Below are 25,583 nucleotides of genomic sequence, written 5' to 3'. Positions count from 1 at the left end.
CCGCTCCCACAGGTTTCGTGAGATCCCTGTGGGAGCGGGCTTGCCCGCGATGGCGTCAGCTTGAGCAACGCGAATCTTGAGGACTTAACCTCACCACCGCATCCGCACACCCAAGCTACCAATCAAACCATTCAAGTCGTTGTCATCCACATCACTGCTGTAGTCCGCGCTGACATACAGGCTCACGGCGGGTGTCACTCTGGCCACCAGACCCAGACCCAGTTCAACCGTCGAAGATTTGCGACTGCTGCTGATCTTGTCGACCTCGTCGAGGGTCACGGTATTGCCGGTATACACCGTGTGCCACAAGTTGGTCCGCACATAGGGTTCGACGGGCAGGCCGTTGATGTCGTAACTGCCTTTCAATTTGGCACCGACGCGACCACTCCATGACGTCACGTCGCTGGAGGACGCATTGCCCGAGCCCGCATAAGGGGTGTCCAGGGTGATGCGCTGATTGATCAACTGCGCCTGAGGTTCAACCACCCAGTTTTCGCTGATGCCAATCGGAAAGCCACCTTCGACCGACAACGTTACCGCGCTGCCTTCGGCGGCTTGCCGGGCGCCTTGTTCGTTACGGCTGAAACCGTTGACCCGGCCACCACTGGCGGACAAGTCGACGTGCCAGCCTTGCGGGCCGGTCAAGCTGTAATAAGCGCCGAGGCTTTCGCCTTGCAGGTTGAGGGTGTTGGTGTTCGGATCAGACATGGCGCGATTGGTCACCAAGCCATTGCTGTTGGCCTGGAACTGGCTGGTGCCGCCGATCAGGCCGACCCGTTGAGTATGACCACTGCCGCTCTTTAAGGTCAGGATCGCCGGGCTTTTGAGTTCGCCGGAACCGGGGATGGAGAAGCCCTGGGCCAAGGCATCGTTTTGTGCCTGGCGTGAAGCTTTTCCATAGAGTTGGTCCCAGGCAGAGGGCGTTGCATCTTCGGTGATGAAGTGGCTGCTTCGCATATCGGGGTGAGGGCTGAAACGGCCGGGATACGTGGTGTCGAGGGCGGGCAAGGTAAGTACCGGAACGTCCTGGCGATACCAGGGCGTTGCTTCTTCCTCGGCCGGGGAGGCCTGCACTTCCATGGAAGAGCACAGCAGGAGTGAACTCGAGACAGTGCAAAAAGTAACTTTGATCTCTTGTTGGGTGAATGAGGTTTTCATGGGGGTCTACCTTGCAATCGCATGCCGTTCTCGCTTTGTCGTCTCTCCTACCCCGAATGAGGGGCGACCGATGGATGGGAGCAAGCCGAGGACCGCCCGGTTTAGCGGGTGTCTTGGCGGGCTTGTCCCTGATGTTGATGCCGGGGGTAGTACGGTGTAGCTAAGAAGACCCCTGCCACTGCGTCAAGAAAATGGCCGATAAGTGGTAGGGGTATTTTTGGTCATGTAAGTGACTGATTTTCGACGCATGCCTAAGTTCTTGTTTATTGGCAAAATCGTCAAAATAGTCACGAGCTAGAGCGTTTGCTTCGTATTACCAGCTAATCCTCACACCGAAATTTCCGGACATTCCGCGCTGCTGATTGCTGTCGATATTGCTGCTGTAATCCGCGCTGGCGTAGACGCTGACGGAAGGGGCCAGAGTCAACACGGCACCGACGCCAAGATCGGCATAGGACGACTTTTGTTCAGTGTCGATATCGGTGGTGCTGGCGAAGGTGACCGTATCGGTCGCGGAAAACGTGTGCCACAGGTTGGCGCGCAGATAGGGTTCCAAGGGCAGGCCGGCGACGTCGTAACTGCCTTTGAGTCGCGCACCGAGCCGTCCGGTCCAGGCGGGATCGGAGTCGAACTTCACCGTTGAAACGCCGTCGTTCTGGCTGTCGAGTGAAACCTGTTGATGGATGATTTGTGCCTGGGGTTCGAGCACCCATTTGTTCGCGAGCGCAAAAGGGTAGCCGGCCTCTGCAGAAAGGGTCACGGCGTGGCCCTTGTTGTCGATCTTCAGGCCACGGTCGGAATGACTGTCACCGTCCAGCCAGGTGTACATCGCCACGGTATCGACGTACCAGTTTGCCGGGTCGGTCAGGGTCCAGTAGAGACCGACGCTGTCGCCCTCAAGCTCCACCTTGCCAGCGCGCTTGCCTTCGAAGCCCTGGTTGAAACCGTCGACATCGCCTTGCAAGCGACTGTGACCCACGAAGAACCCGGTGCGCTGGGTTTGCCCGCCAGCAGTTTGCGAGCCGAACAGGTCGTTGCCCACCTGAAATCCATTGAGTGAACCGTCGAGCCGTGGCGTCACGGTGCCGGCCCAGGTCTGGTCGAGATCCTTGCCATACACCCGGCCCCAGCCCGCGCCGAACGCTCCGGTTTCGGTCAGCAGGCGTTGATCGCCCTGGCGATCGTGGAAGGTGCCGAGGGCGGTCAGTGCCAGTTGCGCATTCGCAGACGGCAATACTGACCAGACCGGCACTTCCTGACGGTACAGGGGAATCGGTGCGGCGCCGGGTACGGCAACCGGCAGAGGTGGCGACCCGGCAGCGGCGACCGGCGTCGCGAGCGGTGCTGCATCCGGTGGTACCAGAATGGGGGGCAGAGTGGGGTCCGGGTTCGGCACTGATGCTGGTGCGACCAGAATCGGTGGCAAGGTCGGATCCGGGTTGGCCACCGCGACCGGTGCTACCAGAATCGGTGGCAGGGCCGGGTCCGGGTTGGGCACTACGAGCGGTGGCACCAGAATCGGCGGCAAGGCGGGGTCGGGGTTGGGCACTTCGACCAGCGGCACGGACACCACGGACGAGCGCAGGTACCAACTGTTTACGCTGTCAGCGGTGGTGCCGCCCTTGAACAAGGAGTATTGGAAGGCCCCGACCGACAGCGGTGTGTTGTTCAAGGTGAAGGCAGCGTTGTCGCTGGTTGCGGTGCCTTGGGCCTGTACCACCTGGATGCCGTTCTGCTGGGTCAGTGCACCAAGGCCACCAAGATTAGTGACGGCAATCGTGGTGCTGCCAGTGATGGTTCCATCGTTGACCACCAGTTTGTCGCTGGGGGAACTGTCATCCCCGAGGATACTTTGCAACAGCAGCTGACCGCCGCTGCCGGCGTAATTGCCTTGCACCGTCAGCGTGTCGTTGGTGCGGGTATTACCGCTGCTCAGGTCGATCACCCCGGCGTTGTTCAAGGTGGCGAGTTGGCCGGCGGTGAAGGGTGTGATGCTGCCTTGGGTCGATGTCATTGTGCTGCTGGCGTCGATGTTGAACACACCGGTGCCGCTGGCGCTGTCACCCAGGACAAGACTACCGTCCAGGTCGAAGCGCGAGCCGTTGTTCAGGTTCACGGCTTCAAAGTTGCTGTAGCGAGCGGCACCGGCAGTCGTCGTGTGATCGAAGGTCAGTACGTCGTTGCCGGGACCACCGTTCAGGCCTGGAGTCAGGGCAAGGGTGCTTTCGTCGAGGTTGCGTAAAATCGCGCTGTCGTTGCCACCCTCCAGCAAAATTGCCGAGCGGATCTCACCGCCGCCGTCCCAAACGAATTTTTCGTCACCCACGCTGGTGCGGATCTCGCCGACGATCTCGCCACCGGTCACGGTGACACTGTCGTTGCCGCCACTGACACTGATGTTGCCGCCAATCTTGCCACCGGTGACGATGATGGTGTCGGTGCCGAAACCGGTGACCAGGTTGCCAAGGATTTGCCCACCCGACATATCGAACAGGTTGTTATCGAGCTTCATGTCGACCCGGCCGATAGTGCCTCCGGTCATTCTGGCGGTGTCGCCGTCCTCGTAAGCGCCGACGATCGTGCCGTCAGTCATCAAAAAGAAATCGCGACTATCGCCCTGGGCCAGGGACTGAATGGTCCCGCCCGTCATGGTGAAGTTATCGACGCCGTTGCCTTGGTTGACAGCCTTGGAGATTTGGCCGGCACTGATACTGAAGTTGTCGGCGCCATCACCTTGATTGACCGTGCCGGTGATGCTGCCGGAATTCATGGTGATCGTGTCGCTGCCCGCGCCGAACGTCACGTTGCCATTGATCGTGCCGGTGCCATTGGTTGGAAAGGTCAGGGTGTTATCGCCCGAAAGATCCGACAGCGCTGTGCTGCTGCCACTGTCACACGTGAAGTTGTCATTGCCCGCCGTGGGAGTGAGGGTGCAAGCCGCTTGAGTGGTGAGGGGCCAGCCGAGGCTCAGCCAGATCGAAACGGCACAGGCGCTGTAACGGTATTTGGGCAGATCGTTCGAAAAATTCATCCTTGTCTCCCGCGTATTGGTCGGCGGCTGAGCTGCTGCTTGTCAAAAGCAGCAAGGCATCAGGAGCCCATTGCAGCACGGGTTGCGAGACAACATCGGGAAGAAACATTCCCGTAGCGGAGCACCTTCAGCAACGACGGCCACTGTGAGTCGCACGTCCGTTGGGTTGGTTGTAACGGACGTGAGAACCGTAGCAGTAGTTTTTTGCGGTCGCTACTGTCAGAAATAACAGGTAGGGCGAAAAATCACTCTCTTGGGAGAGGATTCAGCAGGGTTTCAGAGGTGCACTTCCACCGCCAACGGCAAATGATCCGAAAGGTGCGTCCAGGGCTTGTGCCCAAGGATTCTTGGCTCATGACTGCTGGCATTGCGCAGGTAGATACGGTCCAGGCGCAGCAGCGGAAAACGCGCCGGGTAGGTTTTGGCGGGGCGGCCGTGATGGCGTTCGAAGGCTTCGTGCAGGTAATCGCGACGGGCGAGGGCGGCGTTGCCTTGGAGCTGCCAGTCGTTGAAGTCGCCAGCGATGATTACCGGTGCATCGTCGGGCAAGGATTCGAGCAGTTGGCAGAGCAACTGCAACTGCAGGTGGCGATGGCTTTCGAGCAAACTCAAGTGCACGCAGATGGCATGGACTTCGGCGTGGCCCGGTACGTCCAGCACGCAATGCAGCAACCCTCTACGTTCAGGCCCGGTGATGGAGACATCGAGGTTGCGGTATTCGCGGATCGGGTATTTCGACAGCAGCGCGTTGCCGTGATGACCGTCGGGATAGACCGCGTTGCGGCCATAGGCGAAGTCGCTCCACATGCTGTCGGCGAGGAATTCGTATTGCGAGGTTTGCGGCCAATCGTTGTAGCGTGAGGAATGGCGCTCATGCTCGCCAACCACTTCTTGCAGGAACACCAGGTCCGCTGATGTGCTGCGCACCGCTTCGCGCAGTTCCGGGAGGATGAAGCGTCGATTGAGTGCGGTGAAACCCTTGTGGGTGTTGACCGTCAGCACGCGCAATCGGTGAATGGCCGGCGGGGTGTTCAACGGCACTGACGCTTCTGGCTGCCGCTTGGGATTACTGGTCACTGTTACTCCTCTGAATCAGGGTCGCTTATGTATGCGACTGATGGCGGGGCGGGCAGTTCAGCGCGATTCGTCGAGACGTCAAAAGATCGCAGCCTGCGGCAGCTCCTACATTGGAATGCGTTCTCCTGTAGGAGCTGCCGCAGGCTGCGATCTTTTGATTTTCATACAAACACAATCTCATACGGCAAGCGCATCCGCTCCAGCACCACAGGCGGCAGCAGCGGTGCAAGGCCAATCGCCGGATCGCCATCGAGCTGACTGGCATAAGCATGGGTGGCGTGGCTTTTGCGCGCGACGGTCCAGGTGTCCAAACGTACTTTGCGCGCGCGATGCCAAGGGATGGAGCCGTGATCCCGCGCCGCCAGGTGCCAGGCCCAAACCGGCACTTCGTTAATGGTTGCTCCCGCGATGGTCGCGGCATTGGAGCTGGCGCGACCGACAGCGTCATGGTCGGCGGTGCCGTCTTCGCCCCAAATGCTGAACACCACATCACCGGGGCGTAGATAACGGCTGATGAATTGCGTCAGTTCCTGCTCATGCTCGGCCAGGGTGTTGTCGGTGAAGCCGCCGCGAATCCATTTCAGGCTGTGCATCGGCAACCCGAGCCGACGCAGGGCTTCGACGCTTTCCTGGGAGCGAAACACGCTGAGGCGTTTTTCCGACCAGTGCGCAGAAGTCGGTTGGCTGGCGCTGCCGTCGGTCACCGATATCAATTGCAAGGGATGGCCGGTGGCGCTGAGCAATTGCAGCAGACCTCCACACATCACCACTTCATCGCCGGGATGCGCAGAAATCACCACCGCGCGCGCACCCGCAGGCACCAAAGACTGGGTGCTGATGACCGGAATGTTTTCGAGTTGCGGGGCGCTGTTCCAGATTTGCCCTGGGGCGCTGCTTTCACTGATGGAAACAGGTTTCATGGGGTTACGTCCTTGTTACGCGAGCCACGCGGGCTGGTTGATAACGAAGCGCGGCGCTCCGAACCCTGGAGTGCCGCGCATCGAGTATTGCTCATGTCAGGGTATTCGTCGCGTCCCGGGCGCGCTCAATTGCAATATTTATCGACCGTGTATCCGGCAGCTGTCACTCCTCTTCTTCATGCTGCAATTCGAACAGCAGCAACGACCGTCCGGTGACCGAGTATTCGTGACCGAATTCGAAGCGCTCCTGGCCGCGAATCGACGGTTGATTGGTGTCGATCATGCAGGTCCAGAAACCGCCATCGGGCACTTCCGGCAGGAGGAAATTGACGACATCGTGATGGGCGTTGACCACCAGCAGCAGGGTGGCATCGCCACCTTTGCGGCGGATACCGGTTTCCTGCGCACGGCCGTCGAGCAGCATGCCCATACAACGGTTGTGCGCATCGTGCCAATGCTCGGTGGTCATTTCGCTGCCGTCCGCCGCCAGCCAAGTGACGTCCTTGACGCCGATGTCCTCGTTGTAATTGCCCACCAGGAAACGTCCGCGCCGCAGAATCGGGTAGGCCAGGCGCAACTTGATCAGGCGTTTGACGAATTTGAGCAGTGCCTTGCCTTCTTCGCTCACGTACCAATTGACCCAGCCGATTTCGCTGTCCTGGCAATAGGCATTGTTGTTGCCATTTTGGGTGCGGGCGAATTCGTCGCCGGCCACCATCATCGGGGTGCCTTGCGACAGCAACAACGTGGCGAAGAAGTTGCGCATTTGCCGCTGGCGCAGTTCATTGATCTCCGGATCGTCGGTAGGACCTTCGACACCGTGGTTCCAAGACAGATTGTTGTTGCTGCCGTCCTGGTTGTTCTCATCGTTGGCTTCGTTGTGCTTGTCGTTGTACGACACCAGATCATTGAGGGTAAAACCGTCATGGGCGGTAATGAAGTTCAGCGAGGCATAGGGGCGCCGGCCTCGATGATTGAACATTTCCCCGGAGCCGGTCATGCGCGCGGCGAAGTCAGCCAGTTGGCCGTCGTCGCCTTTCCAGAAGGCGCGCACGGTGTCGCGGAACCGGTCGTTCCATTCCACCCAGCCGGGCGGGAATTTGCCGACCTGATAACCGCCGGGGCCACAATCCCAAGGCTCTGCGATCATTTTCACCTGACGCAGCACCGGATCCTGACGGCAAGCGACGAGGAAACTGTGACGCTCATCGAAACCATCGTGATAGCGCCCGAGAATGGTCGCCAGGTCGAAGCGGAAACCGTCCACGTGCATTTCCGAGGCCCAGTAACGCAGGGAGTCGGTGACCATTTGCAGTACGCACGGGTGGCTCAAATCCAGGGTGTTGCCGGTGCCGGAATCGTTGATGTAGAAGCGCTTGTCGTCGGGCATCAAGCGGTAGTAGGAGGCGTTGTCGATACCGCGCATGGACAGGGTCGGGCCTTGCTCGTTGCCCTCGGCGGTGTGGTTGTAGACCACGTCGAGAATCACTTCCAGATTGGCGTCGTGCAGGTGCGCGACCATTTCCTTGAACTCGGCGATCTTGCCGCTGGCCAGGTAGCGCGGGTCAGGGGCGAAGAACGCGATGCTGTTGTAGCCCCAGTAATTGGTCATGCCTTTGTGCAGCAGGTGCTGGTCATTGACGAAGGCGTGGATCGGCAGCAATTCCACGGAGGAAACGCCGAGCTTGCGAATGTGTTCCAGCACGTCATCGACCATCAACCCGGCAAAGGTGCCACGCACGTTCTCGGGGACCGTAGGGTGACTCATGCTGATGCCGCGCACGTGGGTCTCGTAAATGATGGTTTTGTCCCACGGCACACTGACCCGATGATCGTGGCCCCAGGTATGCGCCGGATCGATCACCTTGCACTTGGGTACGAAAGGCGCACTGTCGCGCTCATCGAAACTGAGGTCGGCATCAGGGTGGCCGATGGTGTAGCCAAACAAAGCTTCGGACCATTTCAACTGGCCGACCAGTTGTTTGGCGTAGGGGTCGATCAGCAGTTTGTTGTGGTTGAAGCGATGGCCGTTGACCGGGTCATACGGGCCGTAGACGCGGTAGCCGTAGATCAGGCCCGGATGGGCGTCGGGCAGGTAACCGTGAAAGATTTCGTCGGTGTATTCCGGCAGTTCGATACGTTCCAATTCCACTTCGCCGGCGTCGTCGAAAATGCACAATTCGACCCGGGTGGCGTGGGCGGAAAACAAGGCGAAGTTGACGCCCAGACCATCCCAGGTCGCACCCAGCGGGAAGGGCAGGCCTTCCCGGATTCGCGAGGCCTCGGCTTGAGGTGCTGGCGCGGCTTTCTTTGGACTGGTCATAGGTGCTCCTGCAAAGTGAGGTACAGATACGCCGCAATCTGTGGGAGCGAGCTTGCTCGCGATGGCGGCGTGTCAGGCAATACATGTGTTGAATCTGGTTCCGTCATCGCGAGCAGGCTCGCTCCCACAGGTTATTTTTTTCAGGATGAGCGCTTTCACAGTGGCGAGCGGACTCGCCACGGAATGCGTAAAAACAACAGTTGGAAAAAGTCAGACCGCAGGCGGTTTTCGCGCAGCGCGGGGCTTTTTCTCGGCGGCTTTTTCCCCGGGAGGAATGACGGACGAAGCCGCGGCCGGTTTGGCTTTGGCCTTTGGCGTGGCCACTTTGATCTCGCCTGCCTTGCCGTTGGCGGTCTTGCTGACGGCTGGTTTGCCGGTCGGGGCTTTCGCCGGTTTTTTCGGCGCCAGGGCTTCAGCTTCAGCCAGTTTGCGCGCCATCTCCCAGTGGCGGGCTTCCTGACCTTCGGGTTTTCCTTCTGACTCCCAGATCTGATAGGCAAACTCGCGGATGCGTTTATCGTCGGTACTCATCGCAATGCTCCTGAACTGAACTCAAGTGTCGCTAGTTTTGGATAAAGAGATTGACCGGGAAATCCCCCAGCGCGGCGCTGATCATCAGCTCCCTGTGTTCTGTGACTGTGACGCTGGAAAAAAGTCCCTTCAGATTTTCGTCTGCGCTCATGAACGGCAAATTGACCCGGGTATCGCCCCACTGCGGCGCGTCCACGTGTGGCACGGCACTGTTTTCCAGCAGCGTCGCGCAATGGATCGGCACGATGACGATGGCGCGCTTTCCCTCCCATTCGCGCACGAAACCCAGTACCCGATGTGCCTGGCTGCCGATGACGACGAGGGCCTGGTAAGACCCACGTCGAAACAACTCGGCGTGCTCGGCACGTGTGTTTAACGTCTGCGCAATCAAGGTTTGCTTGATGCGCCCGTCGCGCCAGTGCTCCAACAAATCAGGCAGGTCCAGCGTTTGCTGCAAGGCCTGTTGGCGGCTGGCGTAATCCACCGGGCGGCGGTTGTCCGGATCGACCAGGGTGAAGTCCCAGAAGTCGTTGCCCTGATAGAGGTCCGGCACCCCCGGCACGGTCATGCGCAGCAAGGTTTGCGCCAATCCATTGAGGGCGCCGGGTACGGCAATCGTCCGGGCTACCTTGGCCAGGGCAGTGCGCAACAGATCACCTTCAGGGCTCAGCAGCAGGCGCTGGGTGAAGCGTTCGGTCGCTTGTTCGTAAGCATCGTTCGGTGCGCTCCAGCTGCTCTGCAACTTGGCTTCGCGCAGGGCTTTGCGTTGCCATAGGCTGATGCGTTGGGCATAGGCCTCAAGCGCCGGCTGATCATCGGGACGCAGGTCCAGCGGCCAACTGCCGAGCAACGCTTGATAGAGAATCAACTCGTCGCCGGCTGACGGCATCTGGTCATCGTCGCGCAACGGACGGGCGAGGGCGCGCCAGAGGCCGATCTGTTCGACGCACCATTTGCTGCGCTCACTCAAGATGGCCAGGCGCGCGCGCGTGTCCTCGCCGCGCTTGTGATCGTGGGTCGCGGTGGCGAGCAGGTTGTCCGGGAACAGTTCCAGGCGCTGGAGGTTGGCCTCATGGAAATCAGATACTGGCGCACTGAATTGCTCGGTGCTGAAACCGACATCATTGCGTGACAGCAACACCGCCGAGCGATAGAACGCGGTGTCTTCCACAGCCTTCGCGGCGGCCGGTGAAGTCAGTTGTTGAAAGCGCACGCAGGCATGTTTGAGCCGCTTGCGCAGGCGACCGGCAGGACGTTTGCGCCAAGGCTCGCCACCCAACCAATTGGCCAGGCAATCGAGCACCGGCCAATCAGCTTCGCCGAGGGTTTGCCGGGCGCCGTCCATGGCTTGCTGGAAAAACACTTCGTCCTGTTCTGAACGCCCAAGGGCGCTGATGTAGGTGCGATACACCGAGAAATGCACGATCAGTTCCTGCAACGCTCGACGGATCGCGCCGAGCGTCAGGTCACGGGTCATCAGGTCATCCCGCGCTACTTGCAACAAGGCTTGCGCGACGCTTTCGAAATCCCCGGCGAGCGAGCCATTGAGGATCTGCTGCCGCGCCAGTTGCGCTTCCTGGCGGAAGTCGGCCGGGCGTTCGCTGTAGCGCTGCCAGACTTCACTCAGGTTTTGCTGGCCCTCAGGATCGTGCTGCAGCAGCGACAACTGATTCATGAATTCGTAGCCGGTGCTGCCGTCAACCGACCAGTCGCGGTGCAGGGTTTCGCCTTCGCCGAGGATTTTTTCGACGTAGATCGGCAGGTGCCGACCCGGTGCCAGGCTGTCGACCCGACGCCGCAATTTGCGGCAGTAGCCTCGCGGGTCGGCGAGGCCGTCGATGTGGTCGATGCGCAAGCCGTCGATCAACCCTTCAGCCACCAACTGGAAAATCTTCGCGTGGGTGGCCTCGAACACGGCGGGGCGCTCTACGCGCAAACCGCCCAGTTCGTTGACATCGAAAAACCGCCGCCAGTTGATGTCATCCGCGGCGGTGCGCCAACTGGCCAGACGATAACTTTGTCGCTCCAGCAGGTTGTGCAGCCGTTGGAAGCCTTCGCTGGTCAGCGAGTCGTAGGCTGTCAGGTTGTGCTCGATGCCTTGCAGAACCGCGGGGTGGCTGGCCAGTTCGCGTAATTCATCTTTTAACGCAATCGCCAGGTTGTGGGCGTCGGTCTGGTAACTCAGCGTACTGAAGCGGTCCGCGAGCAATTTGAGCGGCTCGGCTTCGGCCTTGAGCAGCTCGCCGTAATCGCTGGGGCAAATGGGAAAGTGATGATCGTAATGCTCGACGTAAAACGCGCCGCGCTCATCGAAGCGCAGCTTCAGGGTGCCGTCCTGCAGGGCGATGCCGTAGTCACTGCCAAGGAACGGCAACAGCAACTGTCCCTCCATCAACGGGTCGGGTGAGTGCCACTGAATATCGAAGAACTCGCTGTACGGGCTCAGGCGCCCCCATTCCAGCAAGTCCAGCCACCACGGATTGTCGTTACCGCCGACCGCCATGTGGTTGGAGACGATGTCGAGGATCAGCCCCATGTTCTGCTCGCGCAGCGCACTGACCAAACGGCGCAACGCTGCCTCGCCGCCGAGTTCCGGGTTGACCGTGGTCGGGTCCACCACGTCATAGCCGTGCATGGAGCCGGCGCGAGCGCTCAGCAGTGGCGAAGCGTAGACGTGACTGATGCCCAGACGAGCGAAGTACGGCACCAGCGGCACGGCATCGTCGAGGGTGAAATCTTTATGAAATTGCAGGCGCAGGGTGGCCCGTAGCGGCTGGGTCATGACTGGATTCATTGGTCACGCTCGGCCGCCTGAAGCCGCGCACAGGCGAGCAGTTCCAGGCGCCGGGCGGCGTCCGGATCATCGAGCAGGGCTTCGCTGTTGCCGGGCAAACGTCGGGACCAATTGGGGTGAGTATCGATGGTGCCCGGCAGGTTGGCCTGTTGTTCTACGCCCAACGCATCCTCCAGCGGCAGCAGCACCAGCGGCGCGCGGGTATGGCCGAGGAAACGCACGCTGGCGTCGAGGATCTGGTCAGTCTCATGGGACTCTTCGCGAAAGTTTTGCGGGTCCTCACTCAACGTCCGGCGCAGTCCTTCGCGCTCGCGTTCGCGGTGCTGGCGCCATTCGATTTCACCGTTGGCATCAATCAGGCTGAGGCGCGCATTCCAGTCGATATCGCGGCCATGCCACCAACCATTGAGGGTGGGCAAGTCGTGGGTGCTGGTGGTGGCGAGTGCGTTGTCCGGCCAATCGAGGATCGGTTTGAAATGGGTGTTGTCCTGTTCAAACAGCAACACCCGCATGCCGAGGATCGAACGGGCAATGAGTTTTTCCCGCAGTCCGTCCGGCACCGTACCGAGGTCTTCGCCGAGGACGATGGCCTGATGGCGATGGGACTCCAGGGTCAGTAATCGCAGCAGGTCATCCAGCGGGTAATACAGATAGGCGCCATCGGCGGGCGGTGCACCGTTGGGGATCACCCACAGGCGCTGCAGGCCCATGACATGATCGATCCGCAGGCCACCGGCGTGGGCGAAGTTGGCGCGGAGCATTTCGATGAACGCGCGGAAACCGTTGCGCACCAGACCTTCGGGGGAGAACGCGGAAATCCCCCAACCCTGCCCGGTGCGGTTGAGAATATCCGGTGGCGCACCGACGGTGAGGGCGGCGAGCAATTCGTCCTGACGACTCCAGGCCTGGCTGCCACCGCCATCGGCACCGACGGCCAGGTCGGCGATCAGGCCTATGCCCATGCCGCTGCTGCGGGCGGCGGCTTGCGCACGCTCCAGGCATCGGGTGATCAGCCACTGGCAAAAGGCGAAGAAGCCGATGCGTCCGGCGTTCTCTTCGGCGAACTCGGCGAGGGCGGCGCTGCGCGGGTTTCGCCACTGTTCGGGCCATTCGCGCCAGTCAAGGCTTAGGCCTTGCGCGGCGCGGGTTTCCTGAATGGCTTCGAAGCGGCAGTGGTTTTCCAGCGCTTCACCGCCGGCGTGACGAAAGCTGCTGAAGTCGGCGTGCAGCGGGTGTTCGCCCTGAACGAAACCTTCGTACAGCGCTTGCAGTAGTCGGTGCTTGGCTTCGGCGGCGGTAGGCCAATCGATCAGGGGCTGTTCTTCAAGATGCTTGAGTTCAGCGGCCAGGCCCGTGGCGTCGATGGCGGTACGCATCGCGCGCTCACCGAGTATCGCCCCCGGCGCGCAATACAGGCTGTTGAGAAACAGACGGCTGGACGGCGAATAGGGGCTGTAGCGGTGCGTATCGTTGGCAAACATGGCGTGCAGTGGGCTGATCGCCAGCGCTTCGGCACCGCGTTCGCCCGCCACTCGAGCCAGGTCTTCCAGGGCTTGGGTATCGCCGAAACCGCCATCACCGGGACGGCGCAGTGAGTACAGCTGCACGCTCAAGCCCCAGGTGCGCGGGATCGGGCTGTCCACCGCATCGCCGACGCTGTAGCAGCGGGCGGGCGCCACGGCCAGGGTGAAGCTTTGGCCGTCGATGTTGACGTGTTGATAGCCGACCGGAATCAGCCCTGGCAATACGGCCTCGGCATCCAGTTTGAGGCTGAGCCGCGCGCCATCTTCGAGGTGGATTTCGCACGGTGTCAGCGGCTCGAAGAAGTGCGCCAGATTCAGACCGACGCCAAAATCGGCGGTGATCAATGGCGGCAGGTGTCGGGTTTGTTGCACCGCTTGCAATTCGAGCAGGCTGGCGTCGATTTCCTGGGCGCTGCCGGCTGGGTGGCCGAGGCCGGTCAGGACCGCGCGTAACACTGATGGAGCGACTTTCTGCGGCCGGCCGTTGGCGTCGATCCAGTCCACCGCCAAACCAGCTCGGCTGGCCAGTATTTCCAGTTGCGCATCACTCATTGGCGCTCTCCATCCGGGGGTAGCAAAGGGGCTGCGGCCGTGAGGCTGACTAGCGCGCAATACGGGGCAAGCGTGCCCTGTTCCAACAGGCCGGCTGACTGCGCCGGGTGTTCAAACAACAGCTTAGCGTCGGCCTGTGGGGTGTGGACCACGGGCGTGTCGCTGAGGTTCAGGTCAATGCGCAGCTGACTGCCATCGCCCAGTCGCCAGCGTGCGCTGACTGCGCCTTTGGCCAACACTTCGGCCCCCAATGCATAGGCTCCGGGCAGATGTGCAACGATGTGCTCGCGGCGAAGTTGCAGCAGACGGCGATACAGATCATGCGGGCTCGATGGGTGGGTTGGCTTGAGCTCGGGTCGAGACGCTTCGAAGGTCTGTTGCGCGTTGGGGTCAGGGATCTGTTCGCGTTTATGCGGATCGGCAAACGCGCTGAACGCAGCAAACTCGTTGCGCCGTCCTTCGCGTACCAGTTCCGCCAGTTCACCGTGGTGACTGGTGAAAAACAGAAACGGTTGCTCGGCGGCAAACTCGTCACCCATGAACATCAACGGAATCATCGGCGACAGCAGCAGCAACGCGGTGGCGGCGGTTAACGCATCCGGATGGGCCAGTTGATGCAGGCGCTCGCCAAAGGCGCGATTGCCGATCTGGTCGTGGTTCTGCAAAAACAGCACGAACGCGCTGGGTGGCAAATGTCCGCTGGGCTCGCCGCGGGATTCACCGTGACGATTGATGTGGCCCTGGAACACGAAGCCCTGGCTCAGGCAGCGTGCCAGTTGTTCGGTGGGGTTTTGCGCGTAGTCGGCGTAGTAGGCGTCGGTTTCGCCGGTCAACAGCACGTGCAAGGCGTTGTGGCCGTCGTCGTTCCACTGGGCGTCGTAACCTTGTTCCAGCAGGCTGGCCTGGTTCTTTTCATTTTCCAACATCAGCCAGACGTGTCGCGACGGGTCGATTTGCTGCCGTACCCGTTTTGCCAACTCCTGGAGAAAGTCCGGGTCTTCGATGGCGTGCACCGCGTCGAGGCGCAAGCCGTCAAACCGGTACTCCAGCACCCACATCAAGGCGCTGTCGATAAAGAAGTCCCGCACCTCGCGCCGGCGGAAGTCGATGGCGGCGCCCCACGGCGTGTGCTTGTCCTCGCGGAAGAAACCTTTGGCGTAGCGGTGCAGGTAGTTGCCGTCCGGGCCGAAGTGGTTGTAGACCACGTCGAGAATCACCGCCAGGCCATGGCCGTGGGCGGTGTCGATCAGGTGCTTGAGTTGTTCGGGCGAACCGTAGGACGCCTGGGGTGCATAGGGCAGAACGCCGTCATAGCCCCAATTGCGGTTACCGGGAAATTGCGCGATAGGCATCAGTTCGATCGCGGTGACACCCAACTCGACGAGACGCGCCAACTGCTGCTCGACGGCCTCAAAGCCACCGAGCGCACCGACGTGCAATTCGTAAATCACCGCTTCGTTCCAGGGACGTCCCAGCCACGTACTGTGTTGCCATTGATAGGCCAGTGGATCGACCACCAAGCTGTGTTGGCCGATGTCACCGTCCTGGGCGCGTGAGGCCGGGTCGGGCACCTCCAGTTCGCCGTCGATGTTGTAGCGGTATCGCGTACCCGCCGGGCAGCGGGTGTTGATCACGAACCAGCCATCGGCCTGAGGCAGCAATGGCAAGGATTGTCCATTTTCCAGTTCGACACTGACGTAAAACGCATCGGGCGCCCACAACGCAAATTGCGTTTGTTCTGCGTCCAGTTTGGTTGCGCCGTGGGGCCAGGTCTCAAGGGTCCGTAACGGCATTTCAAAAACCTCTTATTGTTTGTGCGATTTCCCCAAGGCCTTGGCCACCAGTTGTTCATAGAGTTCGGCGTAGGGTTCGACCGCCTGGCACCAGTTGAACGGCGCCGCCATCGCCCGGCAGCGCATGGCATGCAGCAGGCCAGGGAAGGCGAAGACTTTGAATGCGCGGCTCAGGGCTTCCTGATAACTCTCCACCGTGGATTCATCGAACAGGAAACCGGTCACGCCGTTTTCAATGGTGTCGGCCAGGCCCCCGGTATTGCGTGCCACTGGCAACGAACCGAAACGCTGGGCGTACATCTGGCTCAGGCCACAGGGCTCGTAACGCGAAGGCATCAGCAGGAAATCGCTACCGGCAAACATGCGCCGGGCGTCGGTTTCATTGAAGCCGATGCGCACTCCGATCTGCCCGGGGAAACGCAGGGCCAGTTCGCGCATGGCCTGTTCTTCTTCCGGTTCGCCACGGCCAATGATGGCGATCTGGCCACCGTTGTTGACGATGTACTCGGACACCGCTTCGGTCAGGTCGAGGCCTTTCTGATAGACCAGTCGGGAGACCACGGCGAACAGCGGGCCTTCGGAGTCTTCCAGGCCGAACAGCTCCCGCACATGGGCGGCGTTGACCGCTTTGCCGTCCCAATCGCCAATTTTGAATGGGCAGAAAAGGTGCGGATCGGTGGCGGCGTCCCAGCTTTCATCAATACCGTTGGGAATGCCGCTGAGCAGGCCTTGCTGGGTCTTGGCGGCGAGGAAACCGTCGAGACCGCAGCCGAAATCCGGGGTGGTAATTTCCTGGGCGTAGGTCGCGCTGACGGTGGTGATGTGGCTCGAATAGGCCATGCCGGCCTTGAGGAACGACATCTTGCCGTAGAACTCCATGCCTTCCTGTTGCAACGCGTGATGGGGGATGCCCAGTTCCGGGCACGAGCCCAGGCTGGTTACGCCCTGATACGCCAGGTTATGAATGGTGAACAGCGTCGGAGTGCGCTGACCACGCCAGTGCATGTAGGCGGGCGCCAGACCGGCCGGCCAGTCATGGGCGTGCACCAGATCCGGGCACCAGTGAATTTGTGCGAGGTTGGCGGCGATGTCGGCGGCTGCCAGGCCCAGGCGGGCGAAACGAATATGGTTGTCCGGCCAGTCGCGACCGTTGTTGGCGCCGTAGGGCGAACCTTCACGCTCGTAGAGTTCAGGGCAGATCAACACGTAAATAACCAGACCATCAGGCATGTCCATGCGCCCGATCTTGCACGGAGGCAGCGCGGCGTGGCCGCCGAGTTCGCCGATGATATGAATCGGGTTTTCGCTGTGCATCACTTGCGGATAACCGGGGATCAGCACCCGCACATCATGCAGGTGCGCCATGGCCCGTGGCAGCGCGGCGGAGACGTCGCCCAGGCCGCCGGTTTTCACCAGATCGGCAATCTCCGAGGTCACAAACAACACTTTTTTCTTGTTGGGATTCTGACTGGCAACCGGTGTCAGCGTCTTGGTGACGGGAACGCTGACCGATTGGGCAGTGGGAGCACTGACGACGCTCGATTCGCCGACATGTTGATGAGCACGCTCTCCCTGAATATCTAAAGCCGCACTGGTCATATGAATCTCCCGTGTTGTTGATCTAATTCTTTAGGTCTGGCAAACGGTGTTTCGTGGCCAATTCCTGTGGCCGGGCGCAAAAGCGCTACGCATCGGTGAGCAAAGCGCTGCCCAAATGCGCTGAAGCAGATTGGGTGGATGAGCCATTGCAAAGATTGCACCAGTCGCAACACACCTGCCTTTCAGTCGACCGATCACGCGGAGCAAAAGTTTCGATTATTTTTCCACTTTGTGACCAGCCGGTTTTACCCCGCGAAACTGAGTCTAGGCCAGAAGTTAGAGCGGTAAAGCTCGGATGGCAAAATTGTTCGACAATCGGTTTAACGAGGTACGGACGTGCCGGATTGGAGGGCAATCGCACCGACGAAGTGCAGTTTTTTTTATGAAAATGGCTGAAAAAGAGGCAGAACTGTCACATCAGTGTGCGTGGGTGAACAGTTGTAATGCACCGTTGCGGTGCAAGAAATCAAGAGGTGTGGTGTATGTTCGGGCCTCTTCGCGAGCAGGCTCGCTCCTACAGCGGGATTGCAAAACCTTGCAGGAGCGAGCCTGCTCGCGATGAACGGTAACGCGGTGTCAGGTCAGCAGACGGATCGGCTGCCCGGCGGACCAGGCCTGAATGTCCTCAATCATTTGAGAGAAGAACAAGTGATAGTTCTGCTGGCTGACATACCCGACGTGCGGCGTGGCCAGCACGTTCTCCAGCGTGCGGAATGGATGGTGGGGCGGTAACGGCTCGACATCGAACACATCCAGCGCCGCGCCCGCCAAGCGTCGTTTCTGCAATGCCTTGATCAACGCCGCTTCATCGACAATCGGACCCCGGGCGGTGTTGACCAGCAGCGCCGTGGGCTTCATCCAGCCCAGTGCCTCGGCATCAACCAGCCCACGGGAGCGGTCGCTGAGCACTAGGTGCACCGACAACACATCGGCCTGTTCGAACAGTTCCTGCTTGCTGACATAAGTCACCCCGAACTCGGCCGCCCGTTCAGCCGTGAGGTTTTCGCTCCAGGCGATCACGCGCATGCCGAACACCTGGCCAAATTGCGCGACACGCTGGCCGATGCTGCCCAGGCCGAGGATCGCTAGGGTCTTGCCATGCAAGTCGCCCCCCAGCCCTTGTTGCCAGACACCTGCGCGCAAGGCGTTGGCTTGCGCCACGAGGTTGCGGGTGGCGGCCATGATCAGGGCCCAGGTCAGTTCCGGGGCGGCGTGTTTATAGCTGTCGGTACCGCACACCTGAATGCCCAGCGCGGCGGCTTTGAGGTCCAGTGCAGCGTTGCGCATGCCGCCGGTCAGCAGCAGCTTGAGGTTCGGCAAGCGGCCCAGCAGGTCCGCATCGAACCGGGTGCGCTCGCGCATTACGCAGATCACTTCGAAGGCCCCGAGGCGCTGGGCCAGGGTTTCGTTGTCGGCGGGGTAGTCATGGACGAAAGTCACCTGGCCGATGTCATCCAGCTGCGACCAGTCGACCACGTTACGCGCCACATCCTGCCAATCGTCAATTACTGCGATCTGCACCGCCATCAGCCTTACCTCATTAATGCACGGGATTGGTTTTGTTCAGCCAGTCAAGCAACGCCTTGTGAAACTCCGCTGGCTCTTCCATCTGCGGCGCGTGGCCCATGCCGGGGAATTCGACCAGCGTCGACTGGGGAATCAGTTTCGCCACTTGTTTGCCGAGTACGTCGTAATGGCCGATTTTCGCCTTGACCTCGGACGATGCGATATCACTGCCGATAGCGGTAGTGTCGGACGTGCCGATCAGCAACAGCGTTGGCATTTTCAGGTTCTGGAATTCGTAAAAAACCGGTTGGGTAAAGATCATGTCGTAGATCAGCGCCGAGTTCCACGCGACTTGTGTATGCCCCGGGCCTTTGTTCAGACCCGCGAGCATGTCTACCCAGCGATCGAATTCAGGCTTCCAGCGGCCGCCGTAATAAGTGTTGCGTTCATAAGTGCGGATGCCGTCGGCGCTGAGCTTGAGTTCACGTTCGTACCATTGATCGACGCTTCGGTAGGGCACGCCGAGGGCTTTCCAGTCTTCCAGGCCGATGGGGTTGACCAAGGCCAGTTGCTCGACCTGATCGGGGTATTGCAGCGCATAACGGGTGGCAAGCATGCCGCCGGTTGAGTGCCCGAGAAGGCTGGCCTTCTGGATGCCCAAGGCTTTGAGCAGTTGCTGGGTGTTACTCGCCAGTTGCTGGAAGGTGTACTGATAGTGGTCCGGTTTGCTGGAGGTGCAGAAACCGATCTGGTCCGGAGCAATGACCCGGTAACCGGCGTCGCTCAAGGCTTTGATCGAGGTTTCCCAGGTAGCACCGCAGAAGTTCTTGCCGTGCATCAGCACCACGCTGCGCCCGTTCGCCTTGCCATGGGCGGCAACGTCCATGTAACCCATTTGCAGGGATTTGCCTTGGGACTCAAAGGCGAAATGCTTGACCGTGTAGGGATATTCGAAGCCTTGCAGCTCCGGACCATAGGCCGGGCCCTCGGCGGCGATGGCCGGCAGCGCAGCGGTCAGCAGCAGTCCAGGCAGCCAGCGGGAAAGGGTAGGGTGCATAGGTGAACTCCGTTGAAAATCCGTCGATGCTGGATCGGCATGATTAGGGCGACATTAAACAGGCAATCGCAACAACGGTTGGTTCAACCCATCCAGCCTAGAGTCGCCAGGGCCAACACGCCATAACGGGCGCCTTTGGCAAGGGTCACGATCAGCAGGAAGCGCCCCAGCGGTTCACGCATGACGCCGGCCACCACGGTCAGCGGATCGCCGATCACCGGCAGCCAACTCAGCAGCAAAGACCAGTGCCCATAGCGCTGATAGTGAACCCGGGCTTTTTCAAGATGCTTGGGGCTGACCGGGAACCAGCGTCGCTCCTGAAAGCGCTCGATGGCGCGCCCCAGCCACCAGTTCACCAGCGAGCCGAGCACATTGCCCAGCGTCGCCACCGCCAGCAGCGACCACAGCCAATACTTGCCGCTGAGCAGCAATCCCACCAGCACCGCTTCGGATTGCAGAGGCAGCAAGGTCGCGGCCCCGAAAGCCGCCAGAAACAAGCCGAGGTAAGCGCCAAAAATCAAAGGGCGGGGTAGTCCGCCACCACGACATCCGTGCCGTCCTTTTTCAGGCCGATCACTTGATAGGCGTCGCTCATGCCGTCCATTTCCATGCCGGGCGAACCCATTGGCATGCCTGGAGCGGCGACGCCCAACAGGTCATTGCGCTTGCTCAGCGCCAATACCTGATCGGCCGGAACATGGCCTTCGACGAATTTACCGTTGATCAAACCGGTATGGCAGGACGCCAGACGCGCTGGCACGCCGTGTTGTTGCTTGAATTCGCTCATGTTGGTTTCGACGTGGTCTTCGACCTTGAAACCATTGGCTTCCAGGTGGCTGATCCACTTTTTACAGCAACCGCAATTGGCGTCGCGGTGGACTTCGATGGGGATCAGCTCGGCGGCCTGGGCCAGGGATGAAATGAACAGGGCGCTCAGGGCGGCTAGACGCAGAGAGGTTCGCATGTCGGAATGGGTCTCGGATTGCGGGCGAAAAAAAGCATTCTGACCGGTTTTGCCAGCCAGACATTCAAGGAGTGTTTCGAAGTGATACAGAACCGTGCAGCTCTATCATCGTAGATCAAAGCTGTCAGGCAGATGAGGGGGACATGACAAGATTGTCAGCTTGGCGGGGCTATTGCCGTAGTGAAGCCAAAAAGCTTCATCGGCTGTAACATGAGCCTCCGATTGCATCGCTGATCAACCTGTGGCGAGGGAGCTTGCTCCCGCTGGGCAGCGAAGCGGCCCCGAGAAATGGGCCTGCTGCGCAGTCCAGCGGGAGCAAGCTCCCTCGCCACAGGGTTTGGCATTCAATCGGGTACATTTATTCAGGTTCAGGCTTACATTCAGGAAATGCTAATGACCCAGTCGCAACGTTTGAAATACTCGATTCTGATCTCCCTCGTGGTGCTGGGGATCATGTTTGGCCTGTCGTATTTGCAGAACGCCGGCGTCATCAGCGAAAAACTGTTCCAGTACATCGCCATTGGCGTGGCGGTGGTCGTGGTCGTCGTCAATGGCGTGATGCGCCGCAAGGTCAAGCCCTGAGCAATAGCCAGGGCTTGATCAGTGATGTTGCAGCATGGCAGCGGCCCGCGGGTCGAGGCTGTAGCTTTTGTCCGGATTGAGGACAATCACGCCTTCGCTGCACAGGCGTTTCAGCACTTCGCGCACACTCAGGAAGGACAGGGGAATATCCAGCTCCAGCAACTGAGTGTGCACGCCGCGCACGCCCAGGCTGCGGTCGCTTTCAGCGGCCGTCAGCAAGGCGTCGATGACTTTAAGACGAATCAGGCTGGTTCGCAGGCCAAAGCTTTTGAGCAGGAAGCGGATCCGCTCGTTACCGTGGCGCTCGGTACGCTGGTCAAAAACACCGACCCCAATGGAAGGGCTCTTTGGCGCGTTGCTACCGTCCGTTGGCAGTTGCGAGTTGTACATGGCAAAACTCCTTTTCCGAGCCTGATCAGAAAAAATTGGGCGCTCTTACGTAACAAGACGTATGAGCCACGCAAATCATGAAGATTTAAATGTAGAAATTTCGTCATCATTGCGTGACCAACCTGTCAGACGCCGCAGATGGCGCTCCTGTCTCCTAAATTTTTTCCGTGTGCTTCGTCCCTAAAAGGATGCGCAGTGCGTGTCAGTACGCAGAACTGTGACCATCGTTTTTCGATCAGGAGCGAGTGTGATTATTTCCAGCCAATTGACCAGGATGAGCCTGGCGGGTCTGTTTCTGGGGCTGAGTCTTGCGGCGAATGCGCGCAATCAGCCGGAGCAGGCGAGTGCCGATATCCGCCGGACCAGTTTCGGCGTGCCGCATATTCGTGCCGAAAACGAACGCGGGCTCGGTTACGGAATCGGCTATGCCTACGCTCAGGATAACCTGTGTTTGTTGGCTAACGAGATTGTTACGGTGAACGGTCAGCGCTCACGGTTTTTCGGCCCGGACCAGTTCACGGTCGAGGAGCGCGAAAACCGCGTCAGCGATCTGTTTTTCAATTGGTTGAACACCCCGCAGGCCGTTGACGCATTCTGGCAAGCGCAAACCCCCGAAGTGCGTGAGCTGGTTGAAGGCTACGTGGCCGGCTATAACCGCTTGCTGACAGAGCGTCGGGCCGAGGGTTTGCCGCAGCAGTGCCAGGGCGACTGGGTGCGTGAAATCACTGCGACGGATCTGGTCAAGCTGACCCGTCGCCTGTTGGTCGAAGGCGGGGTTGGGCAGTTCGCCGAAGCCTTGGCGGGTGCCACACCGCCGGCCGCGGTTGCTCGCATCACTGGCGAGCCATCAACGTTCCAGGCAGCCGCTTCGCGCATGCAACGTTTCGCCCTTGATCGCGGCAGCAACGCGGTGGCGGTGGGCAGCGACCGCTCCTTTAACGGGCGCGGCATGTTGCTCGCCAACCCGCACTTTCCGTGGCTGGGCGGGATGCGCTTCTATCAGATGCACCTGACCATTCCCGGCAAACTGGACGTGATGGGCGCCGCATTGCCTGGCCTGCCGGTGATCAATATTGGCTTCAACCAGCACCTGGCCTGGACGCACACCGTGGATTCGTCCAAGCATTTCACCCTCTATCGCCTGCAACTGGACCCCAAGGATCCGACCCGTTACGTGCTCGATGGCAAGTCTTTGCCCCTGCAGAAGCAAACCCTGACGGTTGATATGAAGCAGCCCGATGGTTCGGTGAAAGCCGTTTCCCATGTGGTCTACAGCTCTGAATTCGGCCCGATCGTGCAGTGGCCCGGAAAACTGGATTGGGATAACCAGTTTGCCTACAGCTTGCGCGACGCCAACCTGGACAATGACCGGGTCTTGCAGCAGTGGTACGCCATGAATCGCGCCGGCAGCCTCAAGGCATTTCAAGATTCGGTGCACAAAATCCAGGGTATCCCGTGGGTGAACACCTTGGCGGCGGACGATCAGGGGCAAACGCTGTACATGAACCTGTCGGTGGTGCCGAACGTCAGTGCCGAGAAGCTCGCGCAGTGCAGCGATCCGCGAATTGGCTTGCAGATGATCGTCCTCGACGGCTCCAACAGCGCCTGCGCCTGGGACATCGACCCACAAGCCGCGCAGAAAGGCATTTATGCAGCGGACAAGTTGCCACAGCTGTTGCGCAAGGATTTTGTGCAGCACTCCAACGATTCGGCGTGGATGGCCAACCCGGCGCAGCCACTCACCGGTTTCTCGCCGCTGATCAGTCAGGACAGCCAGCCGTTGGGCCTGCGCTCGCGTTTTGCCCTGGATCGTTTGAGCTCGCTGACCAAGGCTGGCTCGATCGCGGCGGCGGATCTGCAACACATGGTGATGGACGATCAGGTGTATCAGGCGGCGCAAGTCATGCCGGATCTGCTGCAATTCTGCGCAAAGGGGTTGGGAAGCGATGGGAAAACCCTGGCGCCGCTGTGTGCCAGCCTCAAGGCCTGGGATCGCAAGGCGAATCTGGACAGCGGTCTGGGCTTCGTGCACTTCCAGAATGTCATGGAACCACTGGAGCAGGCGCCCGACGTCTGGCGCGTCCCGTTTGATCCGCAAGACCCGCAGCATACCCCGCGTGGCCTCGCGGTAGATCGTCCGGAAGTGGCGACCGCGCTTCGTCAGGCGATGCTGGCCTCGGTAGAGCGGGTCAATGCATCAGGGCTGAACAAGAGCAGCCGCTGGGGTGATATTCAGGTGGTCAGCAGTGGTGGTCAGCAAACCCCGATTCATGGTGGTCCGGGTGCGCTGGGCGTCTACAACGCGATTCAGAGCGTGCCTCGATCCGACGGCAAGCGCGAAGTCGTCAGCGGAACAAGCTATTTGCAAGTGGTGACGTTCGATGAGAAAGGCCCGCAGGCTAAAGGGTTGCTGGCGTTCTCGCTGTCCAGTGACCCGTCCTCGAAGTATTCTCGGGATCAGACTGTGGCATTTTCGAAGAAGCAGCTGAGTGTGTTGCCTTTCACTGAACAGCAGATCACGTCCGATCCGCAGTATCAGGCGCAAACAATTCGCGAGCAGGATGAGAAGGCCGGGATCGTGGCCGCACAGTAAGATCGATTGTGTTTGAACAAGGAATGAAGGCCGCCCCCGTCAGGGTCGCGGCCTTCAGCTTTTCGGGGGTTGCATCGGAATAGAGTTGAGGACCGGGTTGCCCTCTTTGTTGCGGGTCAAGTAGACCGGCAGCACCTTGGGCAGGGTCGCTACCAGGGTGTTGAGTTCCTTGATGTTGTAGATCCCGCCGATACGGATCGCGCCGGTACTGTTGTCGGCGACCAGCAACGGGGTTTCCAGGTAGCGGTTGATCAATGGCAGCGCGTCGTTCAACGCCAGATCATCGAGCACCAGTTTGCCGTTGAGCCAGGCCAGCGAATTGTCGTTGTCGTAGGTCTGGCTGATGCGCGGAATGTAATCGCCATGGCGATAACTTGCCTGCATCGCCGGGCCTAGTCGCAAGCCGTCTCCCGGCAAATCATCATTGCTGCTGACCAGCACCGAGCCTTCAATCAGGTTCACTTTCACCTGATCTTCATACATCCAGACGTTGAATTGGGTCCCGGTAACGCGGATTTTGCCTTCGGCCGCTTTGACGACGAATGGATGGCTGGTGTCGTGAGTGACGCTGAAAAACGCCTCACCCTTTTTCAGGCTGACCTGACGCCGATCCTTGTAGTTGCTGTACGTCAGCTCGCTGCCCAGGTTCAGTTCGACTTGAGTGCCATCCTTCAGGGTGACCTGACGGACATTGTTGGTCGCTTCGAAGTGCTGGTACGAGTCGGGTAACCAACCCAGGTTCCAGCCGCTGTAGGCTGCCAAGGGCAACGCCAATGCACACACCGCGGCGGCCATGCCGAAGGTGCGCCAAGGCGTCTGGAGTTTGGCGCGGACCATCGGCACGACCGTTGTTTCCGGGCGTGGCAAATCCCCCGCGACCTCCCAGATTTCCAGCATGGCCTCGTATTCGAACGCATGAAGCGGGTGAGCATCCAGCCACTGTTCGAACGCCAGGCGCTCCTGCTCGGTGCAATCTTCGGCGTGCAGACGCATGCACCAGTGCGCGGCGGCATCGGTGATAGCGTCATATTCGGCTTGCGAGAGAGAATTGTCGGTCATTGACTCATCCTGGTTTCGCGCATTCTAACCTTTGCGAGAAGGCGGGGAGAACATCGGTCATGGCAATTACCCATCAAAGTGTATTTTTTTAATTTTAAACGTTGAAAACACAGACCCGGGCAGAGTTCATG

General features: G+C 60.0%; 18 protein-coding genes. 2 read left to right on the top strand and 16 right to left on the bottom strand.

Features of this window, described 5'->3' with window-relative positions; genetic code table 11:
• Window positions 1-90: 90 nt before the first annotated feature.
• The 14 genes from KGB21_RS15845 to KGB21_RS15780 all read right to left on the bottom strand — a co-directional run bounded on the left by KGB21_RS15845 (window position 91) and on the right by KGB21_RS15780 (window position 20,828).
• A complete protein-coding gene (locus KGB21_RS15845) occupies window positions 91-1,158 on the bottom strand; it encodes an autotransporter outer membrane beta-barrel domain-containing protein (protein WP_223505674.1) in 1,068 nt (355 codons plus the stop codon).
• Between the two features lie 313 nt (window positions 1,159-1,471).
• Window positions 1,472-4,189, bottom strand: a complete 2,718-nt coding sequence (locus tag KGB21_RS15840; protein WP_223505672.1) for an autotransporter outer membrane beta-barrel domain-containing protein — start codon at window positions 4,187-4,189, stop codon at window positions 1,472-1,474.
• Between the two features lie 276 nt (window positions 4,190-4,465).
• Complete coding sequence (locus tag KGB21_RS15835) at window positions 4,466-5,266, bottom strand: endonuclease/exonuclease/phosphatase family protein (protein ID WP_223505671.1); 801 nt, start codon at window positions 5,264-5,266, stop codon at window positions 4,466-4,468.
• 161 nt (window positions 5,267-5,427) lie between these two features.
• The gene (locus KGB21_RS15830) at window positions 5,428-6,186 is read right to left on the bottom strand and encodes a PIG-L deacetylase family protein (RefSeq protein ID WP_223505669.1); all 759 of its coding nucleotides are present in this window, start codon (window positions 6,184-6,186) and stop codon (window positions 5,428-5,430) included.
• A 163-nt stretch (window positions 6,187-6,349) separates the two neighbouring features.
• Window positions 6,350-8,509, bottom strand: coding sequence for a glycogen debranching protein GlgX (glgX, locus tag KGB21_RS15825; RefSeq protein WP_223505668.1), 2,160 nt, complete (start codon window positions 8,507-8,509; stop codon window positions 6,350-6,352).
• A gap of 210 nt (window positions 8,510-8,719) precedes the next feature.
• Complete coding sequence (locus KGB21_RS15820) at window positions 8,720-9,040, bottom strand: DUF2934 domain-containing protein (protein WP_223505666.1); 321 nt, start codon at window positions 9,038-9,040, stop codon at window positions 8,720-8,722.
• 31 nt (window positions 9,041-9,071) lie between these two features.
• Window positions 9,072-11,834: a malto-oligosyltrehalose synthase gene (locus KGB21_RS15815; protein WP_223505664.1), complete on the bottom strand. Its 2,763-nt coding sequence runs from the start codon at window positions 11,832-11,834 to the stop codon at window positions 9,072-9,074.
• Window positions 11,831-13,909 carry a 4-alpha-glucanotransferase gene (malQ, locus tag KGB21_RS15810; protein WP_223505662.1) on the bottom strand — a complete coding sequence of 693 codons (2,079 nt, stop codon included), beginning with the start codon at window positions 13,907-13,909 and terminating at the stop codon, window positions 11,831-11,833. Before malQ ends, KGB21_RS15815 begins: the two co-directional genes overlap by 4 nt.
• Window positions 13,906-15,702, bottom strand: coding sequence for a malto-oligosyltrehalose trehalohydrolase (gene treZ, locus KGB21_RS15805; RefSeq protein WP_223505659.1), 1,797 nt, complete (start codon window positions 15,700-15,702; stop codon window positions 13,906-13,908). Before treZ ends, malQ begins: the two co-directional genes overlap by 4 nt.
• A gap of 12 nt (window positions 15,703-15,714) precedes the next feature.
• Window positions 15,715-17,301, bottom strand: a complete 1,587-nt coding sequence (gene glgA / locus KGB21_RS15800; protein ID WP_223505657.1) for a glycogen synthase GlgA — start codon at window positions 17,299-17,301, stop codon at window positions 15,715-15,717.
• Window positions 17,302-17,877: 576 nt separating this feature from the next.
• On the bottom strand, window positions 17,878-18,828 hold the full coding sequence (locus KGB21_RS15795) for a D-2-hydroxyacid dehydrogenase family protein (protein ID WP_223505655.1): 951 nt from the start codon (window positions 18,826-18,828) through the stop codon (window positions 17,878-17,880).
• Window positions 18,829-18,841: 13 nt separating this feature from the next.
• Window positions 18,842-19,864 (bottom strand): alpha/beta fold hydrolase, encoded by a 1,023-nt coding sequence (locus tag KGB21_RS15790; RefSeq protein WP_223505653.1) that lies wholly within the window; start codon window positions 19,862-19,864, stop codon window positions 18,842-18,844.
• Window positions 19,865-19,947: 83 nt separating this feature from the next.
• Window positions 19,948-20,382 carry a YqaA family protein gene (locus KGB21_RS15785; protein WP_223505729.1) on the bottom strand — a complete coding sequence of 145 codons (435 nt, stop codon included), beginning with the start codon at window positions 20,380-20,382 and terminating at the stop codon, window positions 19,948-19,950.
• Window positions 20,382-20,828 carry a DUF411 domain-containing protein gene (locus KGB21_RS15780; RefSeq protein ID WP_223505651.1) on the bottom strand — a complete coding sequence of 149 codons (447 nt, stop codon included), beginning with the start codon at window positions 20,826-20,828 and terminating at the stop codon, window positions 20,382-20,384. The genes KGB21_RS15785 and KGB21_RS15780 overlap by 1 nt, the downstream gene beginning before the upstream one ends.
• 393 nt (window positions 20,829-21,221) lie before the next feature.
• Between KGB21_RS15780 and KGB21_RS15775 the strand changes: the two genes are divergently transcribed.
• Window positions 21,222-21,410: a hypothetical protein gene (locus KGB21_RS15775; protein ID WP_034146628.1), complete on the top strand. Its 189-nt coding sequence runs from the start codon at window positions 21,222-21,224 to the stop codon at window positions 21,408-21,410.
• Between the two features lie 18 nt (window positions 21,411-21,428).
• Here the strand turns inward: KGB21_RS15775 and KGB21_RS15770 are convergent, their stop codons facing one another.
• The gene (locus tag KGB21_RS15770; RefSeq protein ID WP_034146627.1) at window positions 21,429-21,800 is read right to left on the bottom strand and encodes a fe2+ zn2+ uptake regulation protein; all 372 of its coding nucleotides are present in this window, start codon (window positions 21,798-21,800) and stop codon (window positions 21,429-21,431) included.
• 247 nt (window positions 21,801-22,047) lie between these two features.
• On the opposite strand from KGB21_RS15770, the gene KGB21_RS15765 reads away from it, so the two are divergent.
• Entirely contained in the window at window positions 22,048-24,393 is a 2,346-nt protein-coding gene (locus KGB21_RS15765; protein ID WP_223505649.1) for an acylase, read from the top strand.
• A gap of 54 nt (window positions 24,394-24,447) precedes the next feature.
• On the opposite strand, the gene KGB21_RS15760 is transcribed toward KGB21_RS15765, so the two are convergent.
• Entirely contained in the window at window positions 24,448-25,452 is a 1,005-nt protein-coding gene (locus KGB21_RS15760) for a FecR family protein (protein ID WP_223505647.1), read from the bottom strand.
• Window positions 25,453-25,583 lie beyond the last annotated feature (131 nt).

This window comes from Pseudomonas sp. GL-RE-29 (assembly GCF_019947275.1).
Lineage (GTDB): Bacteria > Pseudomonadota > Gammaproteobacteria > Pseudomonadales > Pseudomonadaceae > Aquipseudomonas > Aquipseudomonas fluorescens_A.
This window is presented reverse-complemented; position numbering and strand designations above follow the sequence as displayed.

What these genes read in the sequence shown, in the direction of transcription:
- KGB21_RS15845 (WP_223505674.1), bottom strand. Translation starts at nt 1,158, where the DNA reads ATGAAAACCTCATTCACCCAACAAGAGATCAAAGTTACTTTTTGCACT.
- KGB21_RS15840 (WP_223505672.1), bottom strand. Translation starts at nt 4,189, where the DNA reads ATGAATTTTTCGAACGATCTGCCCAAATACCGTTACAGCGCCTGTGCC.
- KGB21_RS15830 (WP_223505669.1), bottom strand. Translation starts at nt 6,186, where the DNA reads ATGAAACCTGTTTCCATCAGTGAAAGCAGCGCCCCAGGGCAAATCTGG.
- glgX (WP_223505668.1), bottom strand. Translation starts at nt 8,509, where the DNA reads ATGACCAGTCCAAAGAAAGCCGCGCCAGCACCTCAAGCCGAGGCCTCG.
- KGB21_RS15820 (WP_223505666.1), bottom strand. Translation starts at nt 9,040, where the DNA reads ATGAGTACCGACGATAAACGCATCCGCGAGTTTGCCTATCAGATCTGG.
- KGB21_RS15815 (WP_223505664.1), bottom strand. Translation starts at nt 11,834, where the DNA reads ATGAATCCAGTCATGACCCAGCCGCTACGGGCCACCCTGCGCCTGCAA.
- malQ (WP_223505662.1), bottom strand. Translation starts at nt 13,909, where the DNA reads ATGAGTGATGCGCAACTGGAAATACTGGCCAGCCGAGCTGGTTTGGCG.
- treZ (WP_223505659.1), bottom strand. Translation starts at nt 15,702, where the DNA reads ATGCCGTTACGGACCCTTGAGACCTGGCCCCACGGCGCAACCAAACTG.
- glgA (WP_223505657.1), bottom strand. Translation starts at nt 17,301, where the DNA reads ATGACCAGTGCGGCTTTAGATATTCAGGGAGAGCGTGCTCATCAACAT.
- KGB21_RS15795 (WP_223505655.1), bottom strand. Translation starts at nt 18,828, where the DNA reads ATGGCGGTGCAGATCGCAGTAATTGACGATTGGCAGGATGTGGCGCGT.
- KGB21_RS15790 (WP_223505653.1), bottom strand. Translation starts at nt 19,864, where the DNA reads ATGCACCCTACCCTTTCCCGCTGGCTGCCTGGACTGCTGCTGACCGCT.
- KGB21_RS15780 (WP_223505651.1), bottom strand. Translation starts at nt 20,828, where the DNA reads ATGCGAACCTCTCTGCGTCTAGCCGCCCTGAGCGCCCTGTTCATTTCA.
- KGB21_RS15775 (WP_034146628.1), top strand. Translation starts at nt 21,222, where the DNA reads ATGACCCAGTCGCAACGTTTGAAATACTCGATTCTGATCTCCCTCGTG.
- KGB21_RS15770 (WP_034146627.1), bottom strand. Translation starts at nt 21,800, where the DNA reads ATGTACAACTCGCAACTGCCAACGGACGGTAGCAACGCGCCAAAGAGC.
- KGB21_RS15760 (WP_223505647.1), bottom strand. Translation starts at nt 25,452, where the DNA reads ATGACCGACAATTCTCTCTCGCAAGCCGAATATGACGCTATCACCGAT.